The organism is Serratia sp. Nf2, assembly GCF_003028435.1.
Taxonomy (GTDB): Bacteria; Pseudomonadota; Gammaproteobacteria; order Enterobacterales; family Enterobacteriaceae; genus Serratia; species Serratia marcescens_L.
On sequence record NZ_PYTW01000011.1, the window covers coordinates 124639 to 150328 of the forward strand.

Here is a 25690-nt window from a genome sequence, read left to right on the forward strand (position 1 = left end):
AATCTGCGCATTCATCACACAAAAATACTTCTTATCAAACTGATTTTAAAGCAGTTAATTCACCCCCTTCGACCGGCGTTTTTTTCACCGCTGGCGCCGTTCGCCGATGTTAAAAAAATACCGCATGGCATCGTCGCCAACGTTGTGATTAGAATGAAAATGTTGCGCTAATTAACCTTTCAGCTACATGTCTCTGCCCATAAAAATAATAACCCTGAGGATCTTATGCCCCTGCTTTTCAGTATTGCGCCCATCATCCTGCTGATTTGGATGATGACCAAAAGGAATGGCGTGCCCTCTTACCTCGCCCTGCCGCTGACGGCCGCCGTGGTGTATGCCGTACAGCTCCTGTGGTTCGATGCCTCGCTGCGGCTGCTGCATGCCAATATCATCACCGCGCTGGTGTCGACGCTGACGCCGATCACTATCATCGCCGGCGCTATCCTGCTCAACAAACTGATGCAGGTAAGCGGCGCGGAAAACGTGGTGCGCCGCTGGCTGGAAACCATCAGCCCCAATCCCGTGGCCCAGCTGATGATTATCGGCTGGGCGTTCGCCTTTATGATTGAGGGCGCGAGCGGCTTCGGCACCCCCGCCGCCATCGCCGCGCCGATTCTGGTCGGGCTGGGCTTCAACCCGCTGCGCGTCGCCCTGCTGACGCTGGTGATGAACTCGGTGCCGGTCTCCTTCGGCGCCGTGGGCACCCCCACCTGGTTCGGCTTTGCCAATCTCGGCCTGTCGGACGCCAGCCTGCTGGAAATTGGCCGGCAGACCGCGCTGATCCACTTCGTCGCCGGCTTCGTCATTCCTCTGCTGGCGCTGCGCTTTCTCGTTTCCTGGCAGGATATTCGCCGCAATCTGCCGTTTATCCTGCTCAGCGTACTGAGCTGCACCGTGCCCTATCTGCTGCTGGCTCAGGTGAACTATGAATTCCCGGCACTGGTCGGCGGCGCGATCGGCCTGGCGCTGTCGGTGCTGCTGGCGCGCGGCGGCATCGGCCTTGCCCGCAGCGGCAAACCGATGAGCGCCGGGCAGGCGGTGCCGTTCTTGCAGGTGGTCAAGGCCATGACCCCGACTCTGCTGCTGATTGCTATTCTGATAGTGACGCGCGTCCATCAGCTGGGCCTTAAAGCGCTGCTCAACAACACCGCGCTGCTGTGGCAAGAAAACCTCGGTTGGCTCGGAGAGCTGCGCATCAGCCGGGCGCTGATCGTCGAACTGCAGCAGGTGCTGGGCACCTCCGCCGCCGCCGGCTACAAAACGCTGTATGTCCCGGCGCTGATCCCGTTCCTGTTGGTGGTGGTGCTGTGTATCCCGCTGTTCCGTCTGAATGGCGGCCAGGTGCGGCAAATGTTCAGCGAAACCGGCGGGCGCATCGCGCGGCCCTTTATCGCCCTGTTCGGCGCGCTGGTGATGGTCAACCTGATGATGCAGGGCGACGACAATGCGCCGGTGATCCTGATCGGTAAAGCGCTGGCGGCGCTGACCGGTGAGAGCTGGCTGCTGTTCTCGTCGTTCCTCGGCGCGCTGGGATCGTTCTTCTCCGGTTCCAATACCGTCTCGAACCTGACGTTCGGCGGCATTCAGCAGTCGATCGCCCAAAGCAGCGGCCTTGACGTCAATCTGACGCTGGCCTTGCAGTCCGTCGGCGGCGCCATGGGCAACATGGTGTGCCTGAACAACATTATCGCCGTCTGTTCGATCCTCGGGATCGGTAACGCCGAAGGCAAAATCATCAGAAAGACCGTGCTGCCGATGCTGGCGTACGGCGGGATTGCGGCCGGTATGGCAGCGATCCTCACGCTCTGACTGAACACTCGTTATCGCAAGCAAGACAAGAAGGTAAACACTATGATCATCTCCGCGTCAACCGACTACCGGGCCGCCGCCCAGGCCAAACTGCCGCCGTTTCTGTTTCACTACATCGACGGCGGGGCCTACGCGGAGCATACGCTGAAGCGCAATACCGCAGATCTGGCCGATATTGCCTTGCGCCAGCGCGTGCTGCGCAATATGTCCGAACTCAGTCTGGAGACCACGCTGTTCGGCGAGCAGTTGGCGATGCCGGTGGCGCTGGGGCCGGTGGGGTTGACCGGCATGTACGCCCGCCGCGGCGAAGTGCAGGCCGCGCGCGCCGCGGCCAAAAAAGGCATTCCGTTCACGCTGTCCACCGTGTCGGTCTGCCCGATCGAAGAGGTGGCGCCGGCAATCGATCGGCCGATGTGGTTCCAGCTCTACGTGCTGAAAGATCGCGGCTTTATGCGCAACGCACTGGAGCGCGCCAAGGCCGCCGGCGTGAAAACGCTGGTGTTTACCGTCGACATGCCGGTGCCGGGCGCCCGTTACCGTGACGCCCACTCGGGGATGAGCGGGCCTAACGCCGCCCTGCGCCGCGTGCTGCAGGCGTTTGCGCATCCGCAGTGGGCCTGGGATGTCGGCCTGCTCGGCAAGCCGCACGATCTGGGCAACGTCTCGGCCTACCGCGGCAAACCCACCAGCCTGGAAGACTACATCGGCTGGCTGGGCGCCAACTTCGATCCGTCGATTTCCTGGAAAGATCTGGAGTGGATCCGCGAATTCTGGGACGGCCCGATGATCATCAAAGGCATTCTGGATCCGGAAGACGCCAAAGACGCGGTGCGCTTCGGCGCCGACGGCATCATCGTCTCGAACCACGGTGGCCGCCAGCTGGACGGCGTGCTGTCGAGCGCGCGAGCCATGCCGGCGATCGCCGACGCGGTGAAAGGCGACATTACCCTGTTGGCCGACTCCGGCATCCGCAGCGGCCTGGACGTGGTGCGCATGATCGCGCTGGGCGCCGACACCGTGCTGCTGGGGCGCGCCTTCGTCTATGCGCTGGCGGCGGCCGGCGAAGCCGGGGTGGCTAACTTGCTGGATCTGATCGACAAGGAAATGCGCGTCGCCATGACGCTCACCGGCGCGAAAACCATCGCGGAGATCAACGCCGGATCGCTGGTCAGAAACGCCTGAATCAAAGCGGCTGCACGCCTTCCGGGTAGGCGTTGTAGCTCATCTTGCTGATGAAGGCCCCGGCCGGTGACACCAACACCCGGCCGGCGGCGTCCAGCCCGAGGAAAGTGCCGGTACAGCGCCCGGAAATAAAGTCGAAGAAGAACACCGAGCACACCGGGATAATCTTTTCCCGGAAGGTGAACAGGAACATCTCGTCCTCAAACTTGTAGTAGGTGGCATAGTCCATATCGCCGTGGCCGAATTGCTCGCCGCGCAGGTTTTGCCAGGCATAGCGCTCGGTGTTGACGTAGAAGTGTTCGTAATAGTGGTTGGGGCTGTAGACGTTCAGCGTACGATGGCCGATCAGCTCGCGGGTCAGATGCGGCGCGACGCCACTCGGCGTGACGCCGACAATCCGGCCGACGTGGAAGCTTTGCTTGAGGCGCGAGCCCTTTTCCACGGTCTGTTCCGGCAACAGCGTGCTGCGCACCAGCAACGCCCGGCCGCTGTCACGATTGAGTACCAGCGTCAGGCACTCGTTGCCCGGCGACTGCAGCGGAATATTGAAGAAATAACGCGCGGCGGAGGTTTGCACCTCTTCGTAAGCGTCCTCGCCGCTCTCCCCACCCCAGGCCCACAGTACCCGCTGCCGATCGGCACTGAAACGCAGCGTGACTTCCCCGTCGTTGTCAAAGGCGATCTGCAGCGTTTTACCCCGCCAGTCCTGGGTGCCCGGTAGGCGGTTAGTGTCGATACCGCGCGCGAAATCGTCGTAATTCTTCCAGTCCGGCTCGGCATTTTGATTCAGTACGGATTGTTCAGCTGACATCTTCGCTTTCCTTGATTGAATGGGATGAAAACCGCCTCAAACGTCGGCGACGCCCGCCGGTTTCACCGCTCTGCGGCTCACCACCGCGGGGGCGGTTTCATCGAGAAAACAACTCAATACGCCGGCACACACGGCGCCGGCCGCCGCCAGCCACATCACGCTGACCAGCCCGTAGCGATCGGCGATCAGCCCGGCGATAAACGGCGCCAGACAGCCGCCAATCACCTCGCCAATCCCCATCACCAGCCCCAGCGCGGTCGCGATGCGGGCCGGCGACACCGTTTCAGACGGGATGGTGGCCATAAACAGCGTGAAGCAACCAAGGCCGGTATAAGACAGGAACACCAGTACGCCCAGCAGCCACGGGTTAACGACGTAGCTCAGGAACAGCGGGCAGCATACCGCCAGCAGCGAAAAGAAGATCAGCGTCGGCTTGCGGCCGAGGCGATCGGAGATCGCCGGCACCGCCACGCCCCAGAACACCCAGGCAGCGCCGATGGCGCTCATGATGCCGCCCATCGTGCCTTCACCGAAGCCACGGTCGGTCACCAAAAAATTAGGGGTGAAGGTAATGATGATCATGAACCAGGTGACGAACACGCAGGAGATCAGAATGCACAGCGCCACGTTCTTGATTTTAAACAGCTCGCCGTAAGCGCCTTTGTTCGCCGCCTTGCCGGCCGCCGGCGCGGCGCTGAAAGCGGGGTCCTTCTTGCCGTTCACATAGCGATAGATCAGCCACGCCAGAATGATGCCCGGTACGGCGGTCAGATGAAACGCCATGCTCCAGCCCCATTTCTGTGCCAGATAGATGATCAGCGGCGGCGCGATAATGCCGCCCAGCAGCCCCGGCGCCGCCCCCTGGATCAGCCCCATGTTGAAGCCACGGCGCTGCGGCTGCGATTTTTCCACCATCAGCGATTGCGCGATCGGCAACACCGGCCCTTCGGCGATCCCCATCAGCGCGCGGAAGATCAATAACATGGCAAAACCGCTGACCAACCCCGACAGCGCGGAGAACAGCGAAAACACCAGGATCGACAGGATCAGCATCGGTTTACGGATATTAAAGCGATCGGCAATCGCCCCCAGCCCGGCGCCGGACAACGCCCAGGTCAATGCCAGCACCGCCGACAACGTACCAAGATGCACGTTGCTCAGCTTCAAATCGGCGGCAATCATCGGAAACAGAAAAGAGATGGTCAGACGATCGACGAATACGCAGCCGAAAACAAAAAACAAAATGATCAGCAATCGGTTCTCTTCGCTCAATCGCGAGCGCTGTCCTGGCGAATTATTCATAGCGTCATTAGTCCATAAGTTAACTTATGAATGGCGAGCGGCCATGGCATAAGTCGGTTAAGCGCTCGGCCAAGAGAGATAATGGCCATCGGTCACGACAACAACTCATTAACATATTAACGATATAAACTTATCTCAAGCTACGGGCATGTCAAACGGCCGTTGAAAACGGCGACGGAGAGGCGATTCAGGTATTTTTCACAGAACGCGAATGACATGAAAATAAATCAACATTATGTTTTTAATGATTTAAATAAAATTAACCGGCACTTTTTAATTTTATCTAAAAAGCCAAAGCACCGTGATTTATAAACAGGTTAATAAATAAAACTTAATTCCTTCTTATAAATGGACGACATTTCCCTTTTCATCGGCCGCATTGCCCCACCCGCTTTATTATTTGAATCCGTTTGCTTTATCGCGGTTATGGCGCGAACGATTAACTCTATTGTGTTAATCAATAATCACGCCATGACATTATCAATGCTGAATAATAATAAAAGCGCAGGCCGTGACCGGAATCACAAACAGAACGCCCTTTAACGCCCTGTGAATGGGTTATTACCGGCGCGGCTAGCTTATGCCAACTCGATCCAACCCCGGATGAAAAAACGGCGGCATGATAAGCGGCAGGTAACCAGCAAGGAGATGAACATGACGACAGCACTGACAAAAGCCGGTTTCTGGCGCAAAACCGCCGACTCTTCATCGCTGCGTGAGCCACGCGTGCTGATTCGGGTCTACGTTGGCGAAGGCGAAATCGATCGCGCCATCGCGTTTTACGAGCAGCTGCACGGCGTAACGGCGGACATGCGCTTCGATTTTCCCGAGCATCGGTTGGTACTGGCGGCGGTGGGACCGTTTCTGATCCTGGAAGGGGCGGAAGAGCAGTTGCGCCCTTTCCGCAGCACTGTCGGCACGCTGCTGGTCGATGACATTTATCCCTACCACCAGCGGCTGCTGGCCGCCGGGGCCGAGATCTTCTTCGGCCCGGTGGAGGTGCCCACCGGCGCCTGTTTCAATGCGCGCCTGCCGGACGGCACGACTGTCGAGTACGTGCATCACCGGCCGCGCGCAGACGAATAAACCGCCTCAGGGCAGCACCGGCTTCATGGCGTAACGGCACAGATCCTTGCGCAGGCTGACCATGTACAGCACGATCACCGCCGAGAACGGCAGGCCGCACAGCACCACCGCGGTCTGCATCGCGCTGAAACTGCCGGCGTACAGCAACCCGGCGCACACCAACGTGGTGACCGCCGCCCAGAACACCCGCAGCCAGGCCGGCGCGTCATCATGGGCGGAACCGCCCTGGCAGGAGAGGTTCGCTATCATCAGCGTGCCGGAATCGACCGGCGTCAGGAACAGCACGAAACTGATCACCACCACGAAACCGGCAGTCAGTTGGGTATAGGGCAGGTATTCGAACAGCTTGAACACCGCCATCGGCGGATCGCTTTGCGCCACCTGCCCCAGGATCGCCTGCCCGCCTTCCAGCACCAGGCTGATGGCGGTATTGCCGAAGATCGACAGCCACGCCAGCGTGAAACCCAGCGGGATCAGCAGCACGCCGAAAATCAGTTCGCGAATGGTGCGCCCTTTGGAAATGCGCGCGATAAACAGCCCGACGAACGGCGCCCACGCCACCCACCAGGCCCAGTAGAACAGCGTCCAGGCGCCCTGCCACTGGCGCGCCTTGCCGTACAGATACATATCGAAGCTGCGGCTGACCAGCGAGGTCAGATAATCGCCGAGGTTTTGCAACATGCCGTTCAGCAGATTCAGCGTCGGCCCGGCCAGAAACACGAACAGCAGCAGCAGGCACAGGAAGCCGACGTTGATGTTCGACAACATGGCGATGCCCTTCTCGACGCCGGTGACCGCCGCCAGCGTGGCCACCACCATCATCACCACGATCAGGGCCAGCAGCACGCCGGTGCTTTGCGGAATATCGAACAGATAAAACAGCCCCGAGTTCACCAGCAGCGCGCCGATCCCCAGGTTGGTTACCATCGAGATCACCGTCACCAGAATGCCGAAACTGTCCACCAGATGACCAACGCCGCCGTGGATGCGTTCACCGAAGATCGGGTATAACGCAGAGCGCAGCGCCAACGGCAGGCCGCGGCAATAGGCGAAATAGGCCAGCGCGGTGGCGATCAGCGCATACAGCGCCCAGCCGTGCAGCCCCCAGTGCAAAAAGGTCAACGCCATCGCCTGTCGCGCCGCCTGCACGGTGCCGCCGCTGCCTTCCGGTGGCGACAGGAAGTGATCCAGCGGTTCATAAGCGCCGTAGTACACCAGCGCAATGCCGATGCCCGACGAGAACAGCATCGCCACCCACGAGGGATAGCTGAACTGCGGCGGCTCGTCATCCTGGCTGAGGCGAATATGGCCGAAGCGCGACAGCGCCAGCCAGAAGACGAATGCCATACAGGCGACCATCAACAGCATGTAGTACCAACCGAACACGTCGGCGACCCAGCTTTGTGCGGCGTTCAGCCACAGTTTGCTGGCGGAGGGAAACAGCACGACCAGCGATCCCAATAGCAGGATCACCGCCGCCGAGCCGAAAAATACCGGAGCATTCAATCTGACAGGTTCTTCGTCAAGCGATGGAGGAGTTTTTGTTGTCATTGGCAGGCTTCCATGGTGCGAAAGACAGACGATTTCAATGCAACTTTCAGTTAACATTTTATCGTCATTTATTTGACATTTTTGCAGCATATAGAGTATTGATTGACCGTTCAATCAATCAAATCCAAAGTGTGATTGGCCTATCAGTTGGGGAAAATATGTACCGCAGAGATATTCCGGAACAGCGTAAGGAGCAGCTGATTAACGCCGCCTTCGAGACCATTAACGTCGTCGGGCTGGCCGGCGTCACCCTGTCTCAGGTGGCGAAAGAAGCCGGGCTGTCGACCGGCATCGTCAGCCACTATTTTGGCGATAAAGAGGGGTTGCTGAGCGCCACCATGCGCAAAATCCTGCGCGATCTGCGCGACGCGGTGGCCGAATGCCGCGCGCAGGCGGCGAGCGACAGCCAGTCACAGCTGTTCGCCATTATCCAGGGCAACTTCCACCCCAGCCAAACCAACGCCGTGTCCATGCGCGCCTGGCTCGACTTCTGGGCCGCCAGCATGCACCAGCCGGTGCTGCGCCGCCTGCAGCGCGCCAACGATCGGCGGCTCTATTCCAATATTTGCTATCAGTTTCGCCGCGAGCTGCCGTTACGCCAGGCGCGTGATGCCGCACGCGGGCTGGCGGCAATGATCGATGGACTTTGGCTACGCGGTAGCCTGGCCGGTGATGAGACCGACCTGAAGCAGGACTGCCGCATCGCCTGCGACTACGTGGCACAGCGGCTCAATTCCGCGCAGCCGCTGGGGTGAACGCCCTCGTCAGCGCGATTCCTGCTCTTCGCTGTACTGGGTTTGCCACATCGCGGCGTAGCGGCCGTTCGCGGCCAGCAGCGCCTCGTGCCCCCCGCGCTCGACGATCTCCCCCGCCTCCAGCACGATGATCTCATCGGCGTCCACCACGGTGGAGAGCCGGTGGGCGATCACCAGCGTGGTGTGGTTGCGGCTCACCTCGCGCAGGTGCCCCTGGATTTCGCGTTCGGTCTGGGTATCCAGCGCGCTGGTCGCCTCGTCGAACACCAGGATGGCCGGATTTTTCAGAATGGTGCGCGCGATCGCCACCCGCTGCTTTTCACCGCCCGACAGCTTCAGCCCGCGCTCGCCGACCCGGGTGTCGTAACCGTCTGGCAGACCGACGATAAAATCATGGATATGCGCCAGCCGCGCCGCCCGCTCGATTTCTTCATCGCTGGAGCCGGTTTTGCCGTAGCCGATGTTGTAGCGCAGCGTATCGTTGAACAGCACCGTATCCTGCGGCACGATGCCGATCGCCTGCCGCAGGCTGGCCTGGGTCAGTTGGCGAATGTCCTGGCCATCGAGGGTAATGGCGCCGCTCTGCACGTCGTAGAAGCGGAACAGCAGCCGCGACAGCGTGGACTTGCCCGCGCCGGAGGCGCCGACCACCGCCACCGTGTGGCCCGCCGGAATGGTAAAACTCACCTGCTTGAGGATCGGCCGGCGCGTGTCGTAACCGAAGCTGACCGCATCGAACCGCACTTCGCCGCGATCGAGGCGCAGCGGCTGCGCATTCGGGCTATCGACGATTTCACGCTTTTCCTGCAGCAGATCGAACATGTTCTCCATGTCGATCAGCGCCTGGCGCACCTCGGAATAAATAAAGCCGAAGAAGTTCAGCGGCTGATACAGCTGCAGCAGATAGGCGTTGACCAGCACGAAGTCGCCGACCGTCATCGTCCCCTGCGTAATACCCTGCGCCGCCATGGCCATCATCACGATCAGCCCGATCGAAATAATGGCAGTTTGCCCCAGGTTGATCGCCGTAAAACTGAATTGGTTCTTGATGGCGGCGTATTCGTACAGCCGGCGCGACAGGTCGAAACGCTCGGCCTCGAACTCTTCATTGCCGAAGTACTTCACGGTCTCATAGTTCAGCAGGCTGTCGATGGATTTGCTGTTGGCATCGGCGTTGGCCTTGTTGAGCTCGCGGCGAAAGCGGGTGCGCCAGCTGACCGCCAGCACGGTAAACAGGATGTAGCAGCCGACCGTCGTCAGGATCGCCAGCGCGAACCAGCCGTTCAGCATATGCCACATGATCGCCGTGACCAGCGAGAGTTCGAACAGGATCGGCACGATGGAGAACAGCAAGCGCGACAGCACCGTGGCCACCGCCTGGGTGCCGCGCTCGATGGACAACGACAGCCCGCCGGTCTGGCGCTCCAGATGGAAGCGCAGGCTCAGCGCATGCAGCTGGCGAAACACCCGCACGCCCAGCAGGCGCGTGGCATTCTGGCTGACGTGAATGAACATCACGTTGCGCAATTCCTCAAACAGCGCGCCGCCCACCCGCGCTACGCCATAGGCGACGATCAGCCCCAGCGGCACCGCCAGCATTTTCGCCGTCTCGCCGCTCAGCGCATCGACCATCGCTTTGTAGGCCAGCGGCACCAGCGTGGTGCTGACCTTGGCCGCCACCATGAATACGAAGGCCACCACCAGATACCCCCGCAGGCGCGGGTTGTCTTTCGGCCACAGGTAGGGCAGCAGGAATTTCAGCAAACGGGAACGATCCATCATGTAATATTCATCTTCTCGGTCGGGATCGCGGCACACGGCCGCGCGGGGGTTATGAGTTTGGCCTGGCCGGCGGCGAACGCCGCAGCCATCCCGTTGTCCTGCGGCGGCAACTCAGCATCATCCGTCAGGAGAAGCGACGGCGGCTCGGGCAAAGTTCAGGCATGGAGGAGACAATCACATGACCCAGACGTATGCAAAGCGCTTTGCGCAGGTCTTTGACTATATCGACCGCCACCTGGACGAGGCGCTCACCGTCGAAAAACTGAGCGAAGTGGCCCACTTTTCGCGCTTTCATTTTCAACGCCAGTTTAGCGCGTATTGCGGCATCTCGGTGTGGCGTTATATCCAATGGATGAGGCTCAAACGCGCCTCGTACCGCCTGGCGTATAACCCACTGGAGCCAGTGATTGACATCGCGCTGGACGCCGGTTTTCAAAACCCGGAGTCCTTCAGCCGTGCCTTCAAACAGGCGTTCAGCCAAACACCAAGCCAGTTTCGCAAACGGCCGGCCTGGATCGATTGGCAGCAGCGCTTTCCCGAGCCGAAACACAAAAGGAAACAACCCATGAAGGTAGACATTGTCGACTTCCCGGCCACGCCGGTGGCTATGATCGAACATCGCGGCCCGTCCGCGCTGGTCAACGAAACCGCCGCGCGCTTTATCGAGTGGCGCAAAACCAGCGGCCTGTCGCCGGTCAGAAGCAGCCGCACTTTCGGCATCGCACCGCACGATCCGGCTACCACCGAAGCGCAGGACTTCCGCTTCTTCATTTGCGGCGAGGTCACGGCGCCGATCCCCGAGGACAACGCCTTTGGCGTGGTGAACAGCACGCTGCCGACCGGGCGCTGCGCGCTGCTGCGCCATCACGGCTCGCTGGATGGGCTCTCGGAAAGTGCCCATTATCTGTACCGCGAGTGGTTGCCGGCCAGCGGCGAGGAGCTGCGCGATTTTCCGCTCTATTTCCACTACCACAACTTCGTGCACGAGGTGGCGGAATATGAACTGGTGACCGATCTTTACCTGCCGCTGAAGTAACTGACATCTGGCTCCGCAAGGAGCCAGATTGACGTTAACAGGACGGCGACGAACCTTGCGGCGGCAGATAACGCTGCGGATCGAGCGCGGTAGCGCGGTAGCGGATCTGGAAGTGCAGGAACACCGAATCGGTGCCGGTGCTGCCCATGGTGCCGATCTTCTGCCCCGCCTTCACATCCTGGCCGTTGCGCACCAGCGTGGTGTCGTTGTGCGCATAGGCGGTAATAAAGTCTTCGCCGTGCTTAATCATGATCAGGTTGCCGTAGCCGCGCAGCTGGTTGCCGACGTACACCACTTTGCCCTTGGCGGAAGCGTAGATCGGCTGGCCGCGTTTGCCGGCGATGTCGATGCCCTTGTTGCCGCCATCTGAATTGGAGTAGGCCTGCACGATCCGACCGCTGGTCGGCCAACGCCAACAGCGGGCTGCGCCCGGCGGCGGCGTTTGCTTGGCGATCGCGGCGGAAGACGCTTTACGGCGCGTGGCGGCGGTTTTGGTCGGCGCGCTGCCGCTCAGCCGCAGTTTCTGCCCCACTTCCAGGTTATAAGGCGGGCGTATCTTGTTGATTCTGGCCAGATCGCTGACTTCGCTGTCGGTGATCCAGGCGATGTAGTACAGCGTATCGCCCCGTTTGACGGTGTAGGACTTGCCGGTGTAGCTGCCCTTCGGCAGTTTATCGTAGTCGCGGTTGTAGGTGTTTTTACCCGAACACCCGGCCAACAACAGCCCCAATGTCAGACACACCGCGATGCGGCGCCACCCAGCCCATTTGCTTCCTGTGCTCAAATCCAGTCCTCAGTCGTCGTTTCGGTTCTGATACGCGTCAGCCGCACAGTGTAACATTTGCGCCGGGTCAGTCAAAAACCCCCAGACGGTCTATGCTAAACAGGTAAGGATGACTGATTAATTACCCAACGACGAAATGGAGTACTGTCATGTTGAACCTCGACCGCAATAATCTGCCCCTCCTGAGTGAAGAACTGCTCAAAAAGCAACGCACCACCCTGCTGATCATCGCCTTCCTGCTGCTGGCGGGCGGCATCCTGTGCCTGGTCAATCCTTTTGCCTCCGGCGCAGCGCTGAGCATCGTGGTCGGCATCCTGCTGCTGTTGAGCGGCGCCGGGCTGATTATCGCCATGATCGCTAACCGGGCGCAGAATACCTGGCCGATGATCGGCGGCATTTTGCTGGGCGTGGCCTACCTGATTATCGGCTATGTGTTCATCACCAGCCCGCTGGCGGGCATTCTGGCGCTGGCGGTGTACCTCGCCGTACTGTTCGCGCTCGGCGGCATCGCGCGCCTGGCAGCGGGCTACATGCGCCGCGGGCTGCCGGGCAACTGGCTGCAGTTCGTTATCGGCGTGCTCGACTTGATCATCGCCTGGATGCTGATCGGCTCAGGCCCGGCGGCGTCGGTCACGCTGGTGACGGCGATCGTCGGCATCGAGATGCTGGTCAGCTCCTTTGCACTGTTCCAGGCGGCGAATCTGTTTAAACGCGCCTGACCCTACCGGCCCGCCGCCGCGGGCCCCATCGCTTTCGTTGTTTCCAGACAAAACAAGGCGATACCCCCTCTGCTTGTCCGTGGTTATCTTCATCGGTAAGTGCCAATATAAGACGGAGACAAGGGAGCAAAAGCCGATGACCACCCATTCCAACCCGCTGAACTCACGGGAAGTTTGCCTGCAATTACGCCACTTCAATCAGGTAATCGGGCAACAATGTCGCAATATGGCGCGCCAAAAAGCCACCTGCCCGTGCTGCCTGGCGGACATTGCCACCGGCTGCGACGCCGGTATCAAACTGTGCGGGCAGCAGCTAGCCAAACCCAGCCCGCAAACCCCGTTATTCCAACAGATTCGCAACTTGCTGCTCGATCTGCGCGCCGAAGCGAAAGGGGTTCGCCGAATCGAGACGCTTAATCGCACCAACAATGAAATATCCTGGCTGTTGCGCGAGCTGTATTTCGAGACGTTCTGACTCCGCCTTTGTCGGGGCCGCTAAAGCGCCAGGCTGTAGTAATGCTCTTCCTTTTCAATCTTGCCGGTGAAGCGAAAGCCGTAGGCGAGATACAGGCTTTTGGCGACGAGATTATGCTCATCAATCATTAACGTCACCTGCTCTACGCCGTGCAGCCTGAAATGCGCGAGTATCGCGGCGAAGCTCTCACGCCCCAACCCCTGCCCCATAAACTTATGGTCAAGCATATAGCGACACAGCTCAGCCTCATGCGGGTTATGCGGCCAGCGCTTGTACATGAAAAAACCGATGAGTTCGCCGTCGCGGTAGAGCGCGCGGGGCTGGCATTCCGGAAAAAACGCCGCCTCGGAAATGGAGATGGCGTTACAGCAAATAAACGCCTCAAACACGGTGCCAACACCGTCTTGATTCGACGTCAGTTCGCACACGTCAAACAGGTTGTCGCGGTTAATCTCGCGTATTTCAATCATAACGGTATCCCAGTAGAAGTAAGCGGCGAACTCAAGCATTAACCCTGGCGCTAACCATTGCTCTGCAGTCAGCTCGCTACTTTAACGCATCGCAGCCGGCATACAACGCCTCCCACTGTTCACGCCACTTTACGACCGCCGTCACACCTCGCCACCGCCAAATTGCGTTGGTTATAGAGTCGTCTACAATTCAATCGAATTACCCCCTACAACATCAGAAATTATTATTATTAGAGGTGATTATGTTACAGAAACACGAAAACGTAATAAGTATGACTGTACTAAGCCCGCAAGCCACCCAACAACTGATGCCTTCGTTTTCCTCCTTGCCCCACACGCAACACGCCGACGGAAAATATCGCCTGCGCCGTTATTCGGTCGTCAAATACCTCAACCCCAACGTCGCCGAAGTGGGGCCGCGCACCTTCATGCAGTCCGATCAGATCAACCACTTCCAGGGCAACGTGGTGCGCCGCTTCGAGCCTATCGACAGCGCCGTACTGCAGAGCGCCGGCATGGCGGAGATGTGCAACCTGTTTGCAGAAAGCAACGAACTGCCGGAAGGCGCCGAGATAGAGATCCACCAGATGCGCGTGGTCGCCATCGAGAAAGACACCCAGGTGGCGCCGGAAGGTATTCACCAGGATGGCTTCGACCATATCGCCATGATCGCCATTCACCGGCACAACATCGTCGGCGGTGAAATCATGCTGTACGACGACAGCCACCACGATCCCTTCTTTAAAAAAGCGCTGGCGGACGGTGAAGCCGTGCTGCTGGCGGACAGCAAACTGTGGCACAACGCTACGCCGATCAACGCCGTAAGCCCAGCTGAAGAGGGCCATTTGGATCTCTTCGTCCTCACCGCACGGGGAGAGAAAGCATGACCTTTACGCCCGAGCTCGCCCGACGCCAGTTCAGCGCCCTGTCCCAGCACATCGACGGCAAACCGGCGATCTTTTTCGACGGCCCCGGCGGTGCACAGGTTTCACGGGGCGTGCTGGAAAAAATGACCGACTATCTGGGGAAATACAATGCCAACCTGGGCGGCCACTACTTCTCCAGCCGGGTCACCGGCGAGGTGATGGGCCAGGCGCGAGAATCGGTGCGCGCCTTGTTAAATGCGCCTTCGCCCGACAACATCGTCTTCGGCATGAATATGACCACGCTGACCTTTCATCTCAGCCGCATCATCAGCCGCGACTGGCGGGCCGGCGATGAGGTCATCGTCACCGCGCTCGATCACTACGCCAACGTCTCCAGCTGGCAGCAGGCTGCCGCCGACAAAGGGGCCGTGGTGCATCAGATACCGCTGGAGAGCGCCGACTGCGCATTGGACGCCGCGAAAGTGTGTGAGCGCATCAACGCCAACACCCGCCTGGTGGCGGTCAGCTACGCCTCCAACGTCACCGGCAGCATCGTCGATATCAAAACCATCGTCGAAGCCGCGCATCGGGTCGGCGCGCAGGTGTATGTCGACGCCGTGCACTATGCGCCGCACAACCTGATCGACGTACAGGCGTTAGGATGTGACTTCCTGGTGTGCTCCGCCTACAAGTTCTTTGGCCCGCACGTCGGCATGGCCTACCTCGCACCGCAGTGGCTGCAACGCCTGCGGCCTTACAAGGTCGAGCCGGCCACCGATGTCGGCCCCGGCCGTTTCGAGACCGGCACGCAGAGCTTCGAAGCGCTGGCCGGCGTCGCGGCCGCGATCGACTATCTGGCGCAGTGGGGAACGCCCGACGCGCCGTTAAGGCAGCGTTTGCAGGAGAGCTTCGCCGCCTACCATCGGCATGAAGAGGCGCTGTGCCGCCACTTTTTGCAACGGCTGCAGCACCTCGACGGCGTGCGACTCTACGGCCATTCACAGGCAGACAGCGCGCGCCGCACGCCAACCTTCGCCCTGACCTTCAGCGGCCAGACGCCTGACGCGATCGCCCGCCGCCTGGGGCAGCACAACATCTGCGCCGGCAGCGGGCATTTCTATGCGCTGGGTCTGATTCAGCAGTTGGGGTTACAGGACGGCGGCGTGCTGCGCATCGGCATGATGCACTACAACACCCAGGGCGAAATAGACGCGCTGTTTAAGGTGATCGCCGAAGATATACTCAGTTAACTCGCCACATCGGCCCGCTCACCTTATTGAGCGGGCCATCGCGGCACGCTGGGGGTAGAATCAAGGGGATTTTATTTTAGAAATGGATTTTTACTTTGCGAAAATATGCAGTTATCGCCGCCGCGTTGATGATGTCTTCCTGCGCCACGCCGGAGAAATGGGAAGCGCAAACGGCAACCCCAACGCCCCTTGAAGCGGCCAGAACAAGCTGCCAGCAGGCAGCCGAACAGCGCTATCCCGTGAATCTGTCTTTACGCGCCAGCTCACCGACCTTCTCCTCCATGACGATCAACGGCACAGAGATCCCCAATACCGGTGGCGGCGCCTTTCCCTCGGACAGCAATGAAATGCGCAGAACAGAACACGTTAATGCCTGCATGAAATTGGAAGGATGGGAAAATAAAAATAAGGTGACGGGGTTATTGGCATTTTTATTTAACTAACGGCAACACGGAATAGCTCGAAATTACCGCGCTCAGGCAGCGGTAATTCCGCCCTATTGACCGGCACCGACAGCCTGACTATTTTGCTACGATATAACAGGTTACACCTCTCCTCCATTCAGGGCGATAATCAAACAAATGGAATAAATCAATTTATGAGTGAGAAAGACACCCCCCTAAAAAAGCCGCAGAGCCATATCAACAAAGCGGTATTCTTTACCTCTGCAGTCCTCATTTTTCTTCTGGTCGCGTTCGCCGCCTTTTTCCCCGACGTCGCTGACAAGAACTTCAAACTTCTGCAGCAACAAATTTTCACCAACGCCAGCTGGTTTTATATTTTGGCCGTGGCGCTGATTTTGCTCAGCGTGACGTTTCTGGGGCTTTCCCGCTACGGCGACATCAAACTTGGCCCCGATCATGCGCAACCCGATTTTCGCTACCACTCATGGTTTGCCATGCTGTTTTCAGCGGGAATGGGCATCGGCCTGATGTTCTTCGGCGTGGCTGAGCCGGTGATGCACTACCTCTCGCCGCCGGTCGGCACGCCCGAAAGCGTCGAGGCGGCCAAACAGGCCATGCGCCTGACCTTTTTCCACTGGGGGCTGCACGCCTGGGCGATCTACGCCATCGTGGCGTTGATTCTGGCCTTCTTCAGCTATCGGCATGGCCTGCCGTTGACTCTGCGCTCTGCGCTTTATCCGATCATCGGCGATCGCATTTATGGCCCTATCGGCCATGCCGTCGATATCTTCGCCGTCATCGGCACCGTATTCGGGGTCGCAACCTCGCTGGGTTATGGCGTGTTGCAGGTCAACGCCGGGCTTAACCACCTGTTTGGCGTGCCGATCAACGAAACCGTTCAGGTGATCTTGATCGTGGTGATTACCGGGCTGGCCACCATTTCCGTGGTTTCAGGGCTGGAGAAAGGCATACGCTTTCTGTCAGAGTTGAATCTTGGCCTGGCGCTGTTGCTCCTGGCTTTGGTCTTGCTGTTGGGGCCAACCGTCCTGCTGTTGAAATCCTTTGTGGAAAATACCGGCGGCTATCTGTCCGAGCTGGTCAGCAAAACGTTCAACCTGTATGCCTATGAGCCAAAATCCAGCAACTGGTTAGGCGGATGGACGCTGCTCTACTGGGGGTGGTGGCTCTCCTGGTCGCCTTTTGTCGGTATGTTCATCGCACGGGTTTCCCGCGGCCGAACCATCCGCGAATTTGTCACGGGCGTGCTGTTCGTCCCGGCCGGCTTCACCCTCATGTGGATGACGGTGTTCGGCAACAGCGCCATTTACCTCATCATGGAACAGGGCGCGACAGACCTCGCCACTACGGTACAGCAAGACGTGGCGTTGGCGTTGTTTAACTTCCTGGAGCATTTCCCGTTCTCCAGCGTGCTTTCGTTTATCGCCATGGCGATGGTGATCGTCTTTTTTGTCACGTCCGCCGATTCCGGCGCCATGGTCGTGGATACGCTGGCTTCGGGCGGCTCCAGCAACACGCCGGTTTGGCAACGCATTTTCTGGGCGTCGCTGATGGGCATCGTCGCCATCGCCTTGCTGATCGCCGGGGGGCTCAGCGCGCTGCAAACCGTCACCATCGCCAGCGCATTGCCGTTCTCGGCCATCTTGCTGATATCCATTTACGGCTTGCTTAAAGCGCTGCGCCGCGACCTGACCAAGCGCGACAGCCAAAATATGGCCACCATCGCCCCCACCGCCGCCCGCAACCCCATTCCCTGGCAGCGCAGGCTGCGCAATATCGCCTATCTGCCAAAACGCTCGCTGGTTAAGCGCTTTATGGATGAGGTTATCCAACCGGCCATGACGCTGGTGCAGGAAGAGCTGAGTAAACAAAACACGCTCAGCAGCATCAACGCCACCGCGGAAGACCGCATTCGTTTCGAGGTCGATTTGGGCGATGAGCTTAACTTTATCTATGAAGTCAGACTGCGCGGCTACAGTTCGCCGACGTTCGCTCTGGCCGGGCTGGATAACGATGAACAGCAAGCCGAGCAGCACAAGTATTATCGCGCGGAGATCTACCTGAAAGAAGGCGGCCAGAACTACGATGTCATGGGCTGGAATCAGGAGCAGTTGATCAACGATATTCTCGACCAGTACGAAAAGCACCTGCATTTCTTGCATCTGGTGCGCTAAAGGCCGACATGCCGTCCCCAGGGGCGGCATTTTTTTGCCCTGCTTTCCTCACCACGGCGCTGATGATGCTGGTGGGTTGGCAGACAACCAGTGATAACGCTTACAGGGGCAAAGGATTGGGTTGGGGTAATCTTTCGGAGAATCAGGATGTTTTCAGGAGGGAGCGCTGGAGCGGGTGAAGGGAATCGAACCCTCGTATGCAGCTTGGGAAGCTGCCGTTCTACCATTGAACTACACCCGCATCGGTGTGCGACAGGCATTATAACCGGTTATCGGCGGCGGGCAAGCGGAGATGGCGCGTAACTGTCGATGTTTTAAGCGGTTAAGTCCGGTGGGCGAAAAAAAACCGGCGCAGTTGCCTGCACCGGTGGTTTCACGCTAAGCGGAATTATTTCTGTGGGCGCATCGCCGGGAACAGAATCACGTCGCGGATGGTATGGCTGTTGGTGAACAGCATCACCATACGGTCGATACCGATGCCCAGACCGGCGGTCGGCGGCAGGCCGTGCTCCAGCGCGGTGACGTAGTCTTCGTCGTAGAACATCGCTTCGTCGTCGCCGGCGTCTTTGGCGTTCACCTGATCGGCAAAGCGCTGTGCCTGGTCTTCGGCGTCGTTCAGCTCGGAGAAGCCGTTGCCGATTTCACGGCCGCCGATGAAGAACTCGAAGCGGTCGGTGATTTCCGGGTTAACGTCGTTGCGGCGCGCCAGCGGCGACACTTCAGCCGGGTACTCGGTGATGAAGGTCGGCTGAATCAGATGGCTTTCCGCCACTTCTTCGAAGATCTCGGTCACGACGCGGCCCAGACCCCAGCTCTTCTCAACCTTGATGCCGATGGATTCGGCGATGGCCACCGCTTTGCCCATGTCGGCCAGGTCAGCCAGATCGGTTTCCGGGCGGTATTTCTTGATCGCCTCGGTCATGGTCAGCTTCTCGAACGGCTTGCCGAAGTCGAACACTTCGTCGCCGTACTGTACCTGAGAGGTGCCCAGCACTTTCTCGGTCAGAGTGCGGAACAGGGTCTCGGTCAGCTCGATCAGGTCTTTGTAATCCGCGTAAGCCATGTAGAGTTCCATCATGGTGAACTCTGGGTTGTGACGCGGAGAAACGCCTTCGTTACGGAAGTTGCGGTTGATTTCGAACACGCGCTCAAAGCCGCCGACCACCAGACGCTTCAGATACAGTTCCGGCGCGATGCGCAGGTACATGTCGATATCCAGCGCATTGTGGTGCGTGATGAACGGACGCGCGGACGCACCGCCCGGGATCACCTGCATCATCGGGGTTTCGACTTCCATGAAGCCGCGTTCCACCATGAAGTTGCGAATAGCCGACATCACCTGAGAACGCACTTTGAAGGTGTTGCGCGATTCTTCGTTGGCGATCAGATCCAGGTAACGCTGGCGGTAACGGGTTTCCTGATCCGCCAGGCCGTGGAATTTGTCCGGCAGCGGGCGCAGCGCTTTGGTCAGCAGACGCAGCTCGGTGCAGTGGATCGACAGTTCGCCGGTCTTGGTTTTGAACAGCTTGCCGCGCGCGCCGAGGATATCGCCCAGGTCCCACTTCTTGAACTGGTCGTTGTACACGCCTTCAGCCAGATCGTCGCGCGCGACGTACAGCTGAATGCGGCCGCCCACGTCCTGCAGCGTGACGAAGGATGCCTTGCCCATAATACGGCGGGTCATCATGCGGCCGGCGACGGTCACTTCTACGCCCAGCGCTTCCAGCTCTTCGTTGTCTTTATCGCCGTACGCGGCGTGCAGTTTGTCGGAGGTGGAGTCACGACGGAAGTCGTTCGGGAACGCAATGCCGTTCTCGCGCAGGCCGGCCAGTTTCTCGCGGCGGGACTGCAGTTCGTTATTGAGATCCAGCGCCTGATCGGCGCCCTGTACTTGTTGTTCAGACATTTCTATTCCTCATAACCCGGCTTTCAAACTTGCCTCAATGAATTTATCCAGGTCGCCATCCAGTACGGCCTGCGTATTACGCGTTTCGACGTTGGTGCGCAAATCCTTGATGCGGGAGTCATCCAGCACGTAAGAACGGATTTGGCTGCCCCAGCCGATGTCGGACTTGTTGTCTTCCATCGTCTGCTTATCAGCATTTTTCTTTTGCATCTCAAACTCGTACAGCTTGGCTCGCAGCTGTTTAAACGCTTGATCCTTGTTCTTATGCTGAGAACGATCGTTCTGGCACTGCACCACGATGTTGGTTGGCAGGTGAGTAATACGTACGGCGGATTCGGTTTTGTTGACGTGCTGACCGCCCGCACCGGAGGCGCGGTACACGTCGATACGCAGATCCGCCGGGTTGATTTCGATATCGATATCGTCGTCGACTTCCGGGTAGATGAACACCGAGCTGAACGAGGTGTGGCGACGGCCGCCGGAGTCGAACGGGCTCTTGCGCACCAGGCGGTGAACGCCGGTTTCAGTGCGCAACCAGCCGAACGCGTAGTCGCCGATGATCTTGATGGTGGCAGACTTCAGGCCCGCGACGTCGCCGTCGGACTCTTCGATCACTTCGGTCTTGAAGCCTTTGGCTTCGGCCCAGCGCAGGTACATACGCAGCAGCATGCTGGCCCAGTCTTGCGCTTCGGTGCCGCCGGAGCCGGCCTGGATATCCAGGTAGCAGTCGGCGCTGTCGTATTCGCCGGAGAACATACGGCGGAATTCCAACTGATCCAGCTTGCTCATCAGTTGATCCAGCTCGGCGACCGCTTCGTTGAAGGTCTCTTCATCGTCGGCTTCCACCGCCAGTTCCAGCAGCCCGCCGACGTCTTCGCCGCCCTGCTCCAACTGCTCGATGGTTTCAACGATGGCTTCCAGCGCGGCGCGCTCTTTGCCGAGCGCCTGTGCGCGCTCCGGCTCGTTCCAAACGTCCGGCTGCTCCAGCTCGGCGTTGACTTCTTCTAGGCGTTCCTTCTTGGCATCATAGTCAAAGATACCCCCTAAGAACCGCAGTCCGCTCGGACAGGTCCTGAATTCGGTTTTTTACCGGGTTAATTTCAAACATGGTTTCGTTCTTTTACGTTGATGTCGTCGATGGCGGAATGCCATTGGAACCGTTAATTCTAACGGATCCGGGCGGCAGTTTATAGCGAGTTGGTCAGTTTTTGTGGCGATCGGGAAGGATGCGGGGGATTGGAGAGCCCAATCCCCGAATTGTGTTCAATTTCGCCTCAGCGCGGCCAAAGATGCTGGATCAGCAGCTGCACGTTGCGGTTGCCGCGAAACTCGTTGACGTCGAGCTTGTAGGCCAGTTCCACCTCGCGCACGCTGCTGTCCGGCCACAGCGTGGTGTCCACGTTGAACGCGATGCCGTCGAGCAGCGGGCCGCCGCCGAGCGGTTCCACCATCAGCTTCAGGTGTTTCTCGCCCACCAGCCGCTGCTGCAGAATGCGGAACTTGCCGTCGAAGGTCGGTTCCGGGAACGCCTGCCCCCAGGGGCCCCCCTCGCGCAGCAGCTCCGCCGTCGTCAGCGACAACTCCTGCATCGCCAGTTCGCCGTCAGACCAGATCACCCCTTCCAGCATCGCCGGATCGAGCCATTCCCCCACCAGCTCGCCGAAGCGCTGGCGGAACTCGTCAAACCTGGCCTCTTCCAGCGACAGCCCGGCCGCCATCGCGTGGCCGCCGAACTTCATCATCAGCCCGGGGTTCAGCATATCCAGCCGCTCCAGCGCGTCGCGCATGTGCAGTCCGGGCACCGAACGGCCGGAGCCTTTCAGGATGCCGTCGCCCGCCGGCGCGAACGCGATCACCGGACGGTGGAAACGCTCTTTGATACGTGAAGCGAGGATGCCCACCACGCCCTGGTGCCATTCCGGGTGATACATCGCCAGCCCGTAAGGCAGCTCGGTGCTGGTACGCTCCAACTGGTCGCACAGCTGCAAGGCTTCCACCTGCATGCCCTGCTCTATCTCGCGTCGCGTCTGATTCAGCGCGTCGAGATCGTTGGCCAGCATGCGCGCCTGCGCAATGTCGTCGCTCAGCAGCAGCGCCACGCCGATCGACATATCGTCCAGCCTGCCGGCGGCGTTGAGACGCGGGCCGAGGGCAAAGCCGAGATCGTTGGCCGCCAGTTGGCGGGCATCGCGGTTGGCCACTTCAAGCAGCGCGCGGATGCCCGGTCGGCATTTGCCGGCGCGGATGCGGTTTAACCCCTGATACACCAGAATGCGGTTGTTGGCATCCAGCGGCACCACGTCGGCCACGGTGCCGAGCGCCACCAGATCCAGCAGTTCAGCCAGATTGGGCATCGCCAGCGCGCGCTGCTCGAACCAGCCGCTGTCCCGCAGCCGGGCGCGCAGCGCCAGCATCAGGTAGAACGCGACGCCCACCCCGGCCAGCGATTTGGACGGGAAACCGCAGCCGCGCAGATTAGGATTGACGATCGCTTCGGCCGCCGGCAGGGTCTCACCCGGCAGGTGGTGATCGGTCACCAACACCTGCATCCCCTTGGCGTGCGCCACATCGACGCCAGCATGGGAGGAGATGCCGTTATCGACGGTGACGATCAGCTCCGCGCCGCGCGCCGCCGCCTGCTCCACCACTTCGGGGCTCAGGCCGTAGCCGTCTTCAAAGCGGTTCGGCACCAGGTAGTCGACGGCTGCGCCGCCCATGCTGCGCAGCGCCAGCACCGTCAGCGCGGTGCTGGTAGCGCCGTCGGCGTCGAAATCGCCCACAACCATAATGCGGCGGCCGTCGGCTAGCGCCTGTTGCAGCAGGCTGACGGCGGCGTCGATGCCGTCCAATTGTTGCCAGGGCAGCATGCCCTTGACGCCGCGCTCCAGCTCCTGCTCACCCTGCACGCCGCGCAGGGCGTAAAGCCGACGCAGCAGCGGCGGCAAACTGGCGGGCAGATGCGTGTCGTCCGCCGCCGGGCGGCGGCGTAGTTGCGTTTTAATACTCACCGGCGATTAACCACCGGCTTTGGTGGCGGCCTGGTGCGCATCCAGCATGGCGGCCATCTCTTTCGGCCCCTGATAGCCCGGGATCATCATGCCGTTTTCCAGGATGATGGCCGGCGTGCCCTGAATGCCGAACTGCACGCCCAGCTCGTAATGCTTGCTGATGTCGGTTTTGCAGGTCGCCGGAGAAACGGCGTCGCCCTTCATGGCGGCGTCGAACGCCTTGGCCTTGTCGGCGGTGCACCAGATAGACTGCATGTCTTTTTCAGCCTGGGAAGCTAGCCCTTGGCGCGGGAATGCCAGGTAACGCACGGTAATGCCCAGATCGTTGTACTCTTTCATCTGCTGATGCAGTTTGTGGCAGTAACCGCAGGTGATGTCGGTGAACACGGTGATCACGTGTTTCTCTTTCGGCGCTTTGTAAACGATCATCTGATCTTTCAGCGCGTCCATCTTGCTGCCCAGCAGTTGGTTGGTCACGTTGACCGGCTCTTTGCCGCTGACGTCGAACAGCGGGCCCTGCAGGATGTGCTTACCGTCTTCGGAGGCGTACAGTACGCCGCTGTCGGTCAGCACGGTTTTCAGGCCGTTGACCGGTGAAGGCTGCACGTCCGCCTGCTGGATGCCCAGGCTGGCGAGCGCTTTTTTGATCGCCGCGTCATCGGCATGAGCGGCGCCAGTCACCGAAGCCACCAGCAGAGAGAGCAGCATTAAACCTTTTTTCATTGTTCCAATCCTTTCGAACCCGCCGCTCAGGCGCGCGGGTGATGCTGTTGATGTAGCTGTTTCAGTCGTTCGGTCGCTACATGAGTATAAATTTGCGTGGTCGAGAGATCGCTGTGTCCTAACAACATCTGTACGACACGGAGATCGGCCCCATGGTTCAGCAAATGGGTGGCGAACGCGTGCCGCAACACGTGCGGCGACAGACGCTCGCTGTCGATGCCCGCAAGGATGGCATAGTGTTTGATGCGATGCCAGAACGTCTGTCGGGTCATTTGCTGGCAACGGGTGCTGGGGAACAGCACATCCAGCGTCTGGCCGTTGACCAGCCACGGGCGGCCGTGCTCCAGATAATTTTCGATCCAGTAGACCGCCTCTTCGCCCAGCGGCACCAGCCGCTCCTTGTTGCCCTTGCCGATCACCCGCACCACGCCCTGCCGCAGGCTGACGTCGCTGATACTCAGCCCCACCAGCTCGGAAACCCGCAGCCCGGTGGCGTACAACACTTCGAGCATCGCCTTGTCGCGCAGCTCCAGCGGCTGATCGACGCAGGGCGCCTGCAGCAGCGCATCGACCTGCGCCTCGCTCAGATCCTTCGGCAAACGCTGCGGCAGTTTGGGGGACGCCAGCTGCGCGGTGGGATCGTCGGCGCGCAGCTTTTCGCGGTACAGGTACTGAAACAGGCGGCGCATGGCGCTCAGCAAACGCGCGGAGCTGGTGGCCTTGTAGCCGCCCTCCACCCGCTCGGCGAGAAACGCCTGCAGATCCAACGCCTGCGCCTGCAGCAAGGCGGTGTTTTGCTGGCCAAGCCAGGTGCCCAGGGCCTGCAAATCCAGCCGGTAGGAGGCCAGCGTATTTTCCGCCAGATTGCGCTCAAGCCACAGCGCATCCAGGAATTGTTCAATCAGCGCATTGTCTTGCTGTTGCACGCGGTCCTCTCTTTGTTGCATTTCCACCCGCGCCATTATGCCTTAAGCCGATGCAAATCAGGTATACTCGCTGCAATTCTCTAAACAGCAACGTAACGGTTTACACATGAAGATTGGTCTGTTTTACGGCTCCAGCACCTGCTACACCGAGATGGCGGCAGAAAAAATCCGTGAGATTCTGGGTGAAGACCTGGTCGACCTGCACAACCTGAAAGACGTCTCTCCCAAGCTGATGGAGGACTATTCCATTCTGATCCTCGGCATCCCGACCTGGGATTTCGGCGAACTGCAGGAAGACTGGGAAGCGATCTGGCCGCAGCTGCCGGCGCTGGATCTGAAAGGCAAAATCGTCGCCATGTACGGCATGGGCGATCAGCTCGGTTACGGTGAGTGGTTCCTCGACGCGCTGGGCATGCTGCACGATCAGATCGCGCCGCTGGGCGTGCAGTTCGTCGGCTTCTGGCCGACCGACGGCTTCGAGTTCACCAGCCCCAAACCGCTGAGCGCCGACGGCAAACATTTCGTCGGCCTGGCGCTCGATGAGGTCAACCAATACGATCTGAGTGAAGAGCGCCTGCAGCAATGGTGCGAACAGATCCTGTTGGAGATGGAGCCGCTGCTGTAGCCGCTGTCGGGCGCTGAGCGCGCCCGAT

Annotated in this window: 23 protein-coding genes and 1 tRNA gene; 12 read left to right on the top strand and 12 right to left on the bottom strand. The window is 59.7% G+C overall.

Going from position 1 to position 25690, the window contains the following annotated elements:
- Window positions 1-225 precede the first annotated feature (225 nt).
- Both C9411_RS21850 and lldD read left to right on the top strand, forming a co-directional pair.
- A complete protein-coding gene (locus C9411_RS21850; RefSeq protein ID WP_107227922.1) occupies window positions 226-1809 on the top strand; it encodes an L-lactate permease in 1584 nt (527 codons plus the stop codon).
- A 42-nt stretch (window positions 1810-1851) separates the two neighbouring features.
- Window positions 1852-2991, top strand: a complete 1140-nt coding sequence (gene lldD, locus C9411_RS21855) for an FMN-dependent L-lactate dehydrogenase LldD (RefSeq protein ID WP_107227923.1) — start codon at window positions 1852-1854, stop codon at window positions 2989-2991.
- Window position 2992: 1 nt separating this feature from the next.
- On the opposite strand, the gene C9411_RS21860 is transcribed toward lldD, so the two are convergent.
- Both C9411_RS21860 and C9411_RS21865 read right to left on the bottom strand, forming a co-directional pair.
- Entirely contained in the window at window positions 2993-3802 is an 810-nt protein-coding gene (locus C9411_RS21860) for a MoaF C-terminal domain-containing protein (protein ID WP_107227924.1), read from the bottom strand.
- 36 nt (window positions 3803-3838) lie between these two features.
- Window positions 3839-5104: an MFS transporter gene (locus C9411_RS21865; protein ID WP_063990712.1), complete on the bottom strand. Its 1266-nt coding sequence runs from the start codon at window positions 5102-5104 to the stop codon at window positions 3839-3841.
- A gap of 654 nt (window positions 5105-5758) precedes the next feature.
- Between C9411_RS21865 and C9411_RS21870 the strand changes: the two genes are divergently transcribed.
- Window positions 5759-6190: a VOC family protein gene (locus tag C9411_RS21870; protein ID WP_049193888.1), complete on the top strand. Its 432-nt coding sequence runs from the start codon at window positions 5759-5761 to the stop codon at window positions 6188-6190.
- A gap of 6 nt (window positions 6191-6196) precedes the next feature.
- Here the strand turns inward: C9411_RS21870 and C9411_RS21875 are convergent, their stop codons facing one another.
- Window positions 6197-7741, bottom strand: a complete 1545-nt coding sequence (locus C9411_RS21875; protein WP_060422926.1) for a BCCT family transporter — start codon at window positions 7739-7741, stop codon at window positions 6197-6199.
- Between the two features lie 158 nt (window positions 7742-7899).
- Here C9411_RS21875 and betI point away from each other — a divergent pair, with 158 nt between their 5' ends.
- A complete protein-coding gene (betI, locus tag C9411_RS21880; RefSeq protein ID WP_107227925.1) occupies window positions 7900-8496 on the top strand; it encodes a transcriptional regulator BetI in 597 nt (198 codons plus the stop codon).
- Window positions 8497-8505: 9 nt separating this feature from the next.
- Here the strand turns inward: betI and C9411_RS21885 are convergent, their stop codons facing one another.
- Window positions 8506-10275: an ABC transporter ATP-binding protein/permease gene (locus C9411_RS21885; RefSeq protein ID WP_107227951.1), complete on the bottom strand. Its 1770-nt coding sequence runs from the start codon at window positions 10273-10275 to the stop codon at window positions 8506-8508.
- Window positions 10276-10456: 181 nt separating this feature from the next.
- On the opposite strand from C9411_RS21885, the gene C9411_RS21890 reads away from it, so the two are divergent.
- Entirely contained in the window at window positions 10457-11314 is an 858-nt protein-coding gene (locus C9411_RS21890; RefSeq protein ID WP_107227926.1) for a GyrI-like domain-containing protein, read from the top strand.
- A 34-nt stretch (window positions 11315-11348) separates the two neighbouring features.
- Here C9411_RS21890 and actS read toward each other — a convergent pair whose 3' ends face one another.
- Window positions 11349-12098, bottom strand: a complete 750-nt coding sequence (actS, locus tag C9411_RS21895; RefSeq protein WP_107227927.1) for an amidase activator ActS — start codon at window positions 12096-12098, stop codon at window positions 11349-11351.
- Window positions 12099-12247: 149 nt separating this feature from the next.
- Here actS and C9411_RS21900 point away from each other — a divergent pair, with 149 nt between their 5' ends.
- A complete protein-coding gene (locus C9411_RS21900) occupies window positions 12248-12817 on the top strand; it encodes an HdeD family acid-resistance protein (protein WP_033644791.1) in 570 nt (189 codons plus the stop codon).
- Between the two features lie 136 nt (window positions 12818-12953).
- Window positions 12954-13292, top strand: coding sequence for a hypothetical protein (locus C9411_RS21905; RefSeq protein ID WP_063990707.1), 339 nt, complete (start codon window positions 12954-12956; stop codon window positions 13290-13292).
- A gap of 20 nt (window positions 13293-13312) precedes the next feature.
- Here C9411_RS21905 and C9411_RS21910 read toward each other — a convergent pair whose 3' ends face one another.
- Window positions 13313-13801, bottom strand: a complete 489-nt coding sequence (locus C9411_RS21910; protein ID WP_107227928.1) for a GNAT family N-acetyltransferase — start codon at window positions 13799-13801, stop codon at window positions 13313-13315.
- 233 nt (window positions 13802-14034) lie between these two features.
- On the opposite strand from C9411_RS21910, the gene C9411_RS21915 reads away from it, so the two are divergent.
- The 4 genes from C9411_RS21915 to C9411_RS21930 all read left to right on the top strand — a co-directional run bounded on the left by C9411_RS21915 (window position 14035) and on the right by C9411_RS21930 (window position 18474).
- Window positions 14035-14649: a 2OG-Fe dioxygenase family protein gene (locus tag C9411_RS21915; RefSeq protein ID WP_233221938.1), complete on the top strand. Its 615-nt coding sequence runs from the start codon at window positions 14035-14037 to the stop codon at window positions 14647-14649.
- Complete coding sequence (locus C9411_RS21920) at window positions 14646-15878, top strand: cysteine desulfurase-like protein (RefSeq protein WP_107227930.1); 1233 nt, start codon at window positions 14646-14648, stop codon at window positions 15876-15878. The genes C9411_RS21915 and C9411_RS21920 overlap by 4 nt, the downstream gene beginning before the upstream one ends.
- A gap of 95 nt (window positions 15879-15973) precedes the next feature.
- Window positions 15974-16321: a hypothetical protein gene (locus C9411_RS21925; protein WP_233221939.1), complete on the top strand. Its 348-nt coding sequence runs from the start codon at window positions 15974-15976 to the stop codon at window positions 16319-16321.
- A gap of 155 nt (window positions 16322-16476) precedes the next feature.
- Window positions 16477-18474, top strand: a complete 1998-nt coding sequence (locus tag C9411_RS21930; RefSeq protein ID WP_084827196.1) for a choline BCCT transporter BetT — start codon at window positions 16477-16479, stop codon at window positions 18472-18474.
- A gap of 167 nt (window positions 18475-18641) precedes the next feature.
- Here C9411_RS21930 and C9411_RS21935 read toward each other — a convergent pair.
- The 6 genes from C9411_RS21935 to xerD all read right to left on the bottom strand — a co-directional run bounded on the left by C9411_RS21935 (window position 18642) and on the right by xerD (window position 25037).
- Window positions 18642-18715: transfer RNA gene (locus tag C9411_RS21935), tRNA-Gly, on the bottom strand.
- 147 nt (window positions 18716-18862) lie between these two features.
- Window positions 18863-20380 (bottom strand): lysine--tRNA ligase, encoded by a 1518-nt coding sequence (gene lysS / locus C9411_RS21940; protein ID WP_033649459.1) that lies wholly within the window; start codon window positions 20378-20380, stop codon window positions 18863-18865.
- Between the two features lie 9 nt (window positions 20381-20389).
- Window positions 20390-21488, bottom strand: a protein-coding gene (prfB, locus tag C9411_RS21945; RefSeq protein ID WP_107227931.1) for a peptide chain release factor 2 whose coding sequence is annotated in 2 segments (ribosomal slippage) — window positions 20390-21412 and window positions 21414-21488 — 1098 coding nt in all. Because the reading frame shifts where the segments join, the coding sequence is not laid out codon by codon here.
- A 166-nt stretch (window positions 21489-21654) separates the two neighbouring features.
- A complete protein-coding gene (gene recJ, locus C9411_RS21950; RefSeq protein ID WP_063990700.1) occupies window positions 21655-23388 on the bottom strand; it encodes a single-stranded-DNA-specific exonuclease RecJ in 1734 nt (577 codons plus the stop codon).
- Window positions 23389-23394: 6 nt separating this feature from the next.
- Entirely contained in the window at window positions 23395-24111 is a 717-nt protein-coding gene (gene dsbC, locus C9411_RS21955; protein WP_033654072.1) for a bifunctional protein-disulfide isomerase/oxidoreductase DsbC, read from the bottom strand.
- 26 nt (window positions 24112-24137) lie between these two features.
- Window positions 24138-25037 carry a site-specific tyrosine recombinase XerD gene (xerD, locus tag C9411_RS21960; protein WP_063990783.1) on the bottom strand — a complete coding sequence of 300 codons (900 nt, stop codon included), beginning with the start codon at window positions 25035-25037 and terminating at the stop codon, window positions 24138-24140.
- A gap of 106 nt (window positions 25038-25143) precedes the next feature.
- On the opposite strand from xerD, the gene fldB reads away from it, so the two are divergent.
- Window positions 25144-25662, top strand: coding sequence for a flavodoxin FldB (fldB, locus tag C9411_RS21965; RefSeq protein ID WP_038871234.1), 519 nt, complete (start codon window positions 25144-25146; stop codon window positions 25660-25662).
- The last annotated feature ends 28 nt before the right edge of the window (window positions 25663-25690 follow it).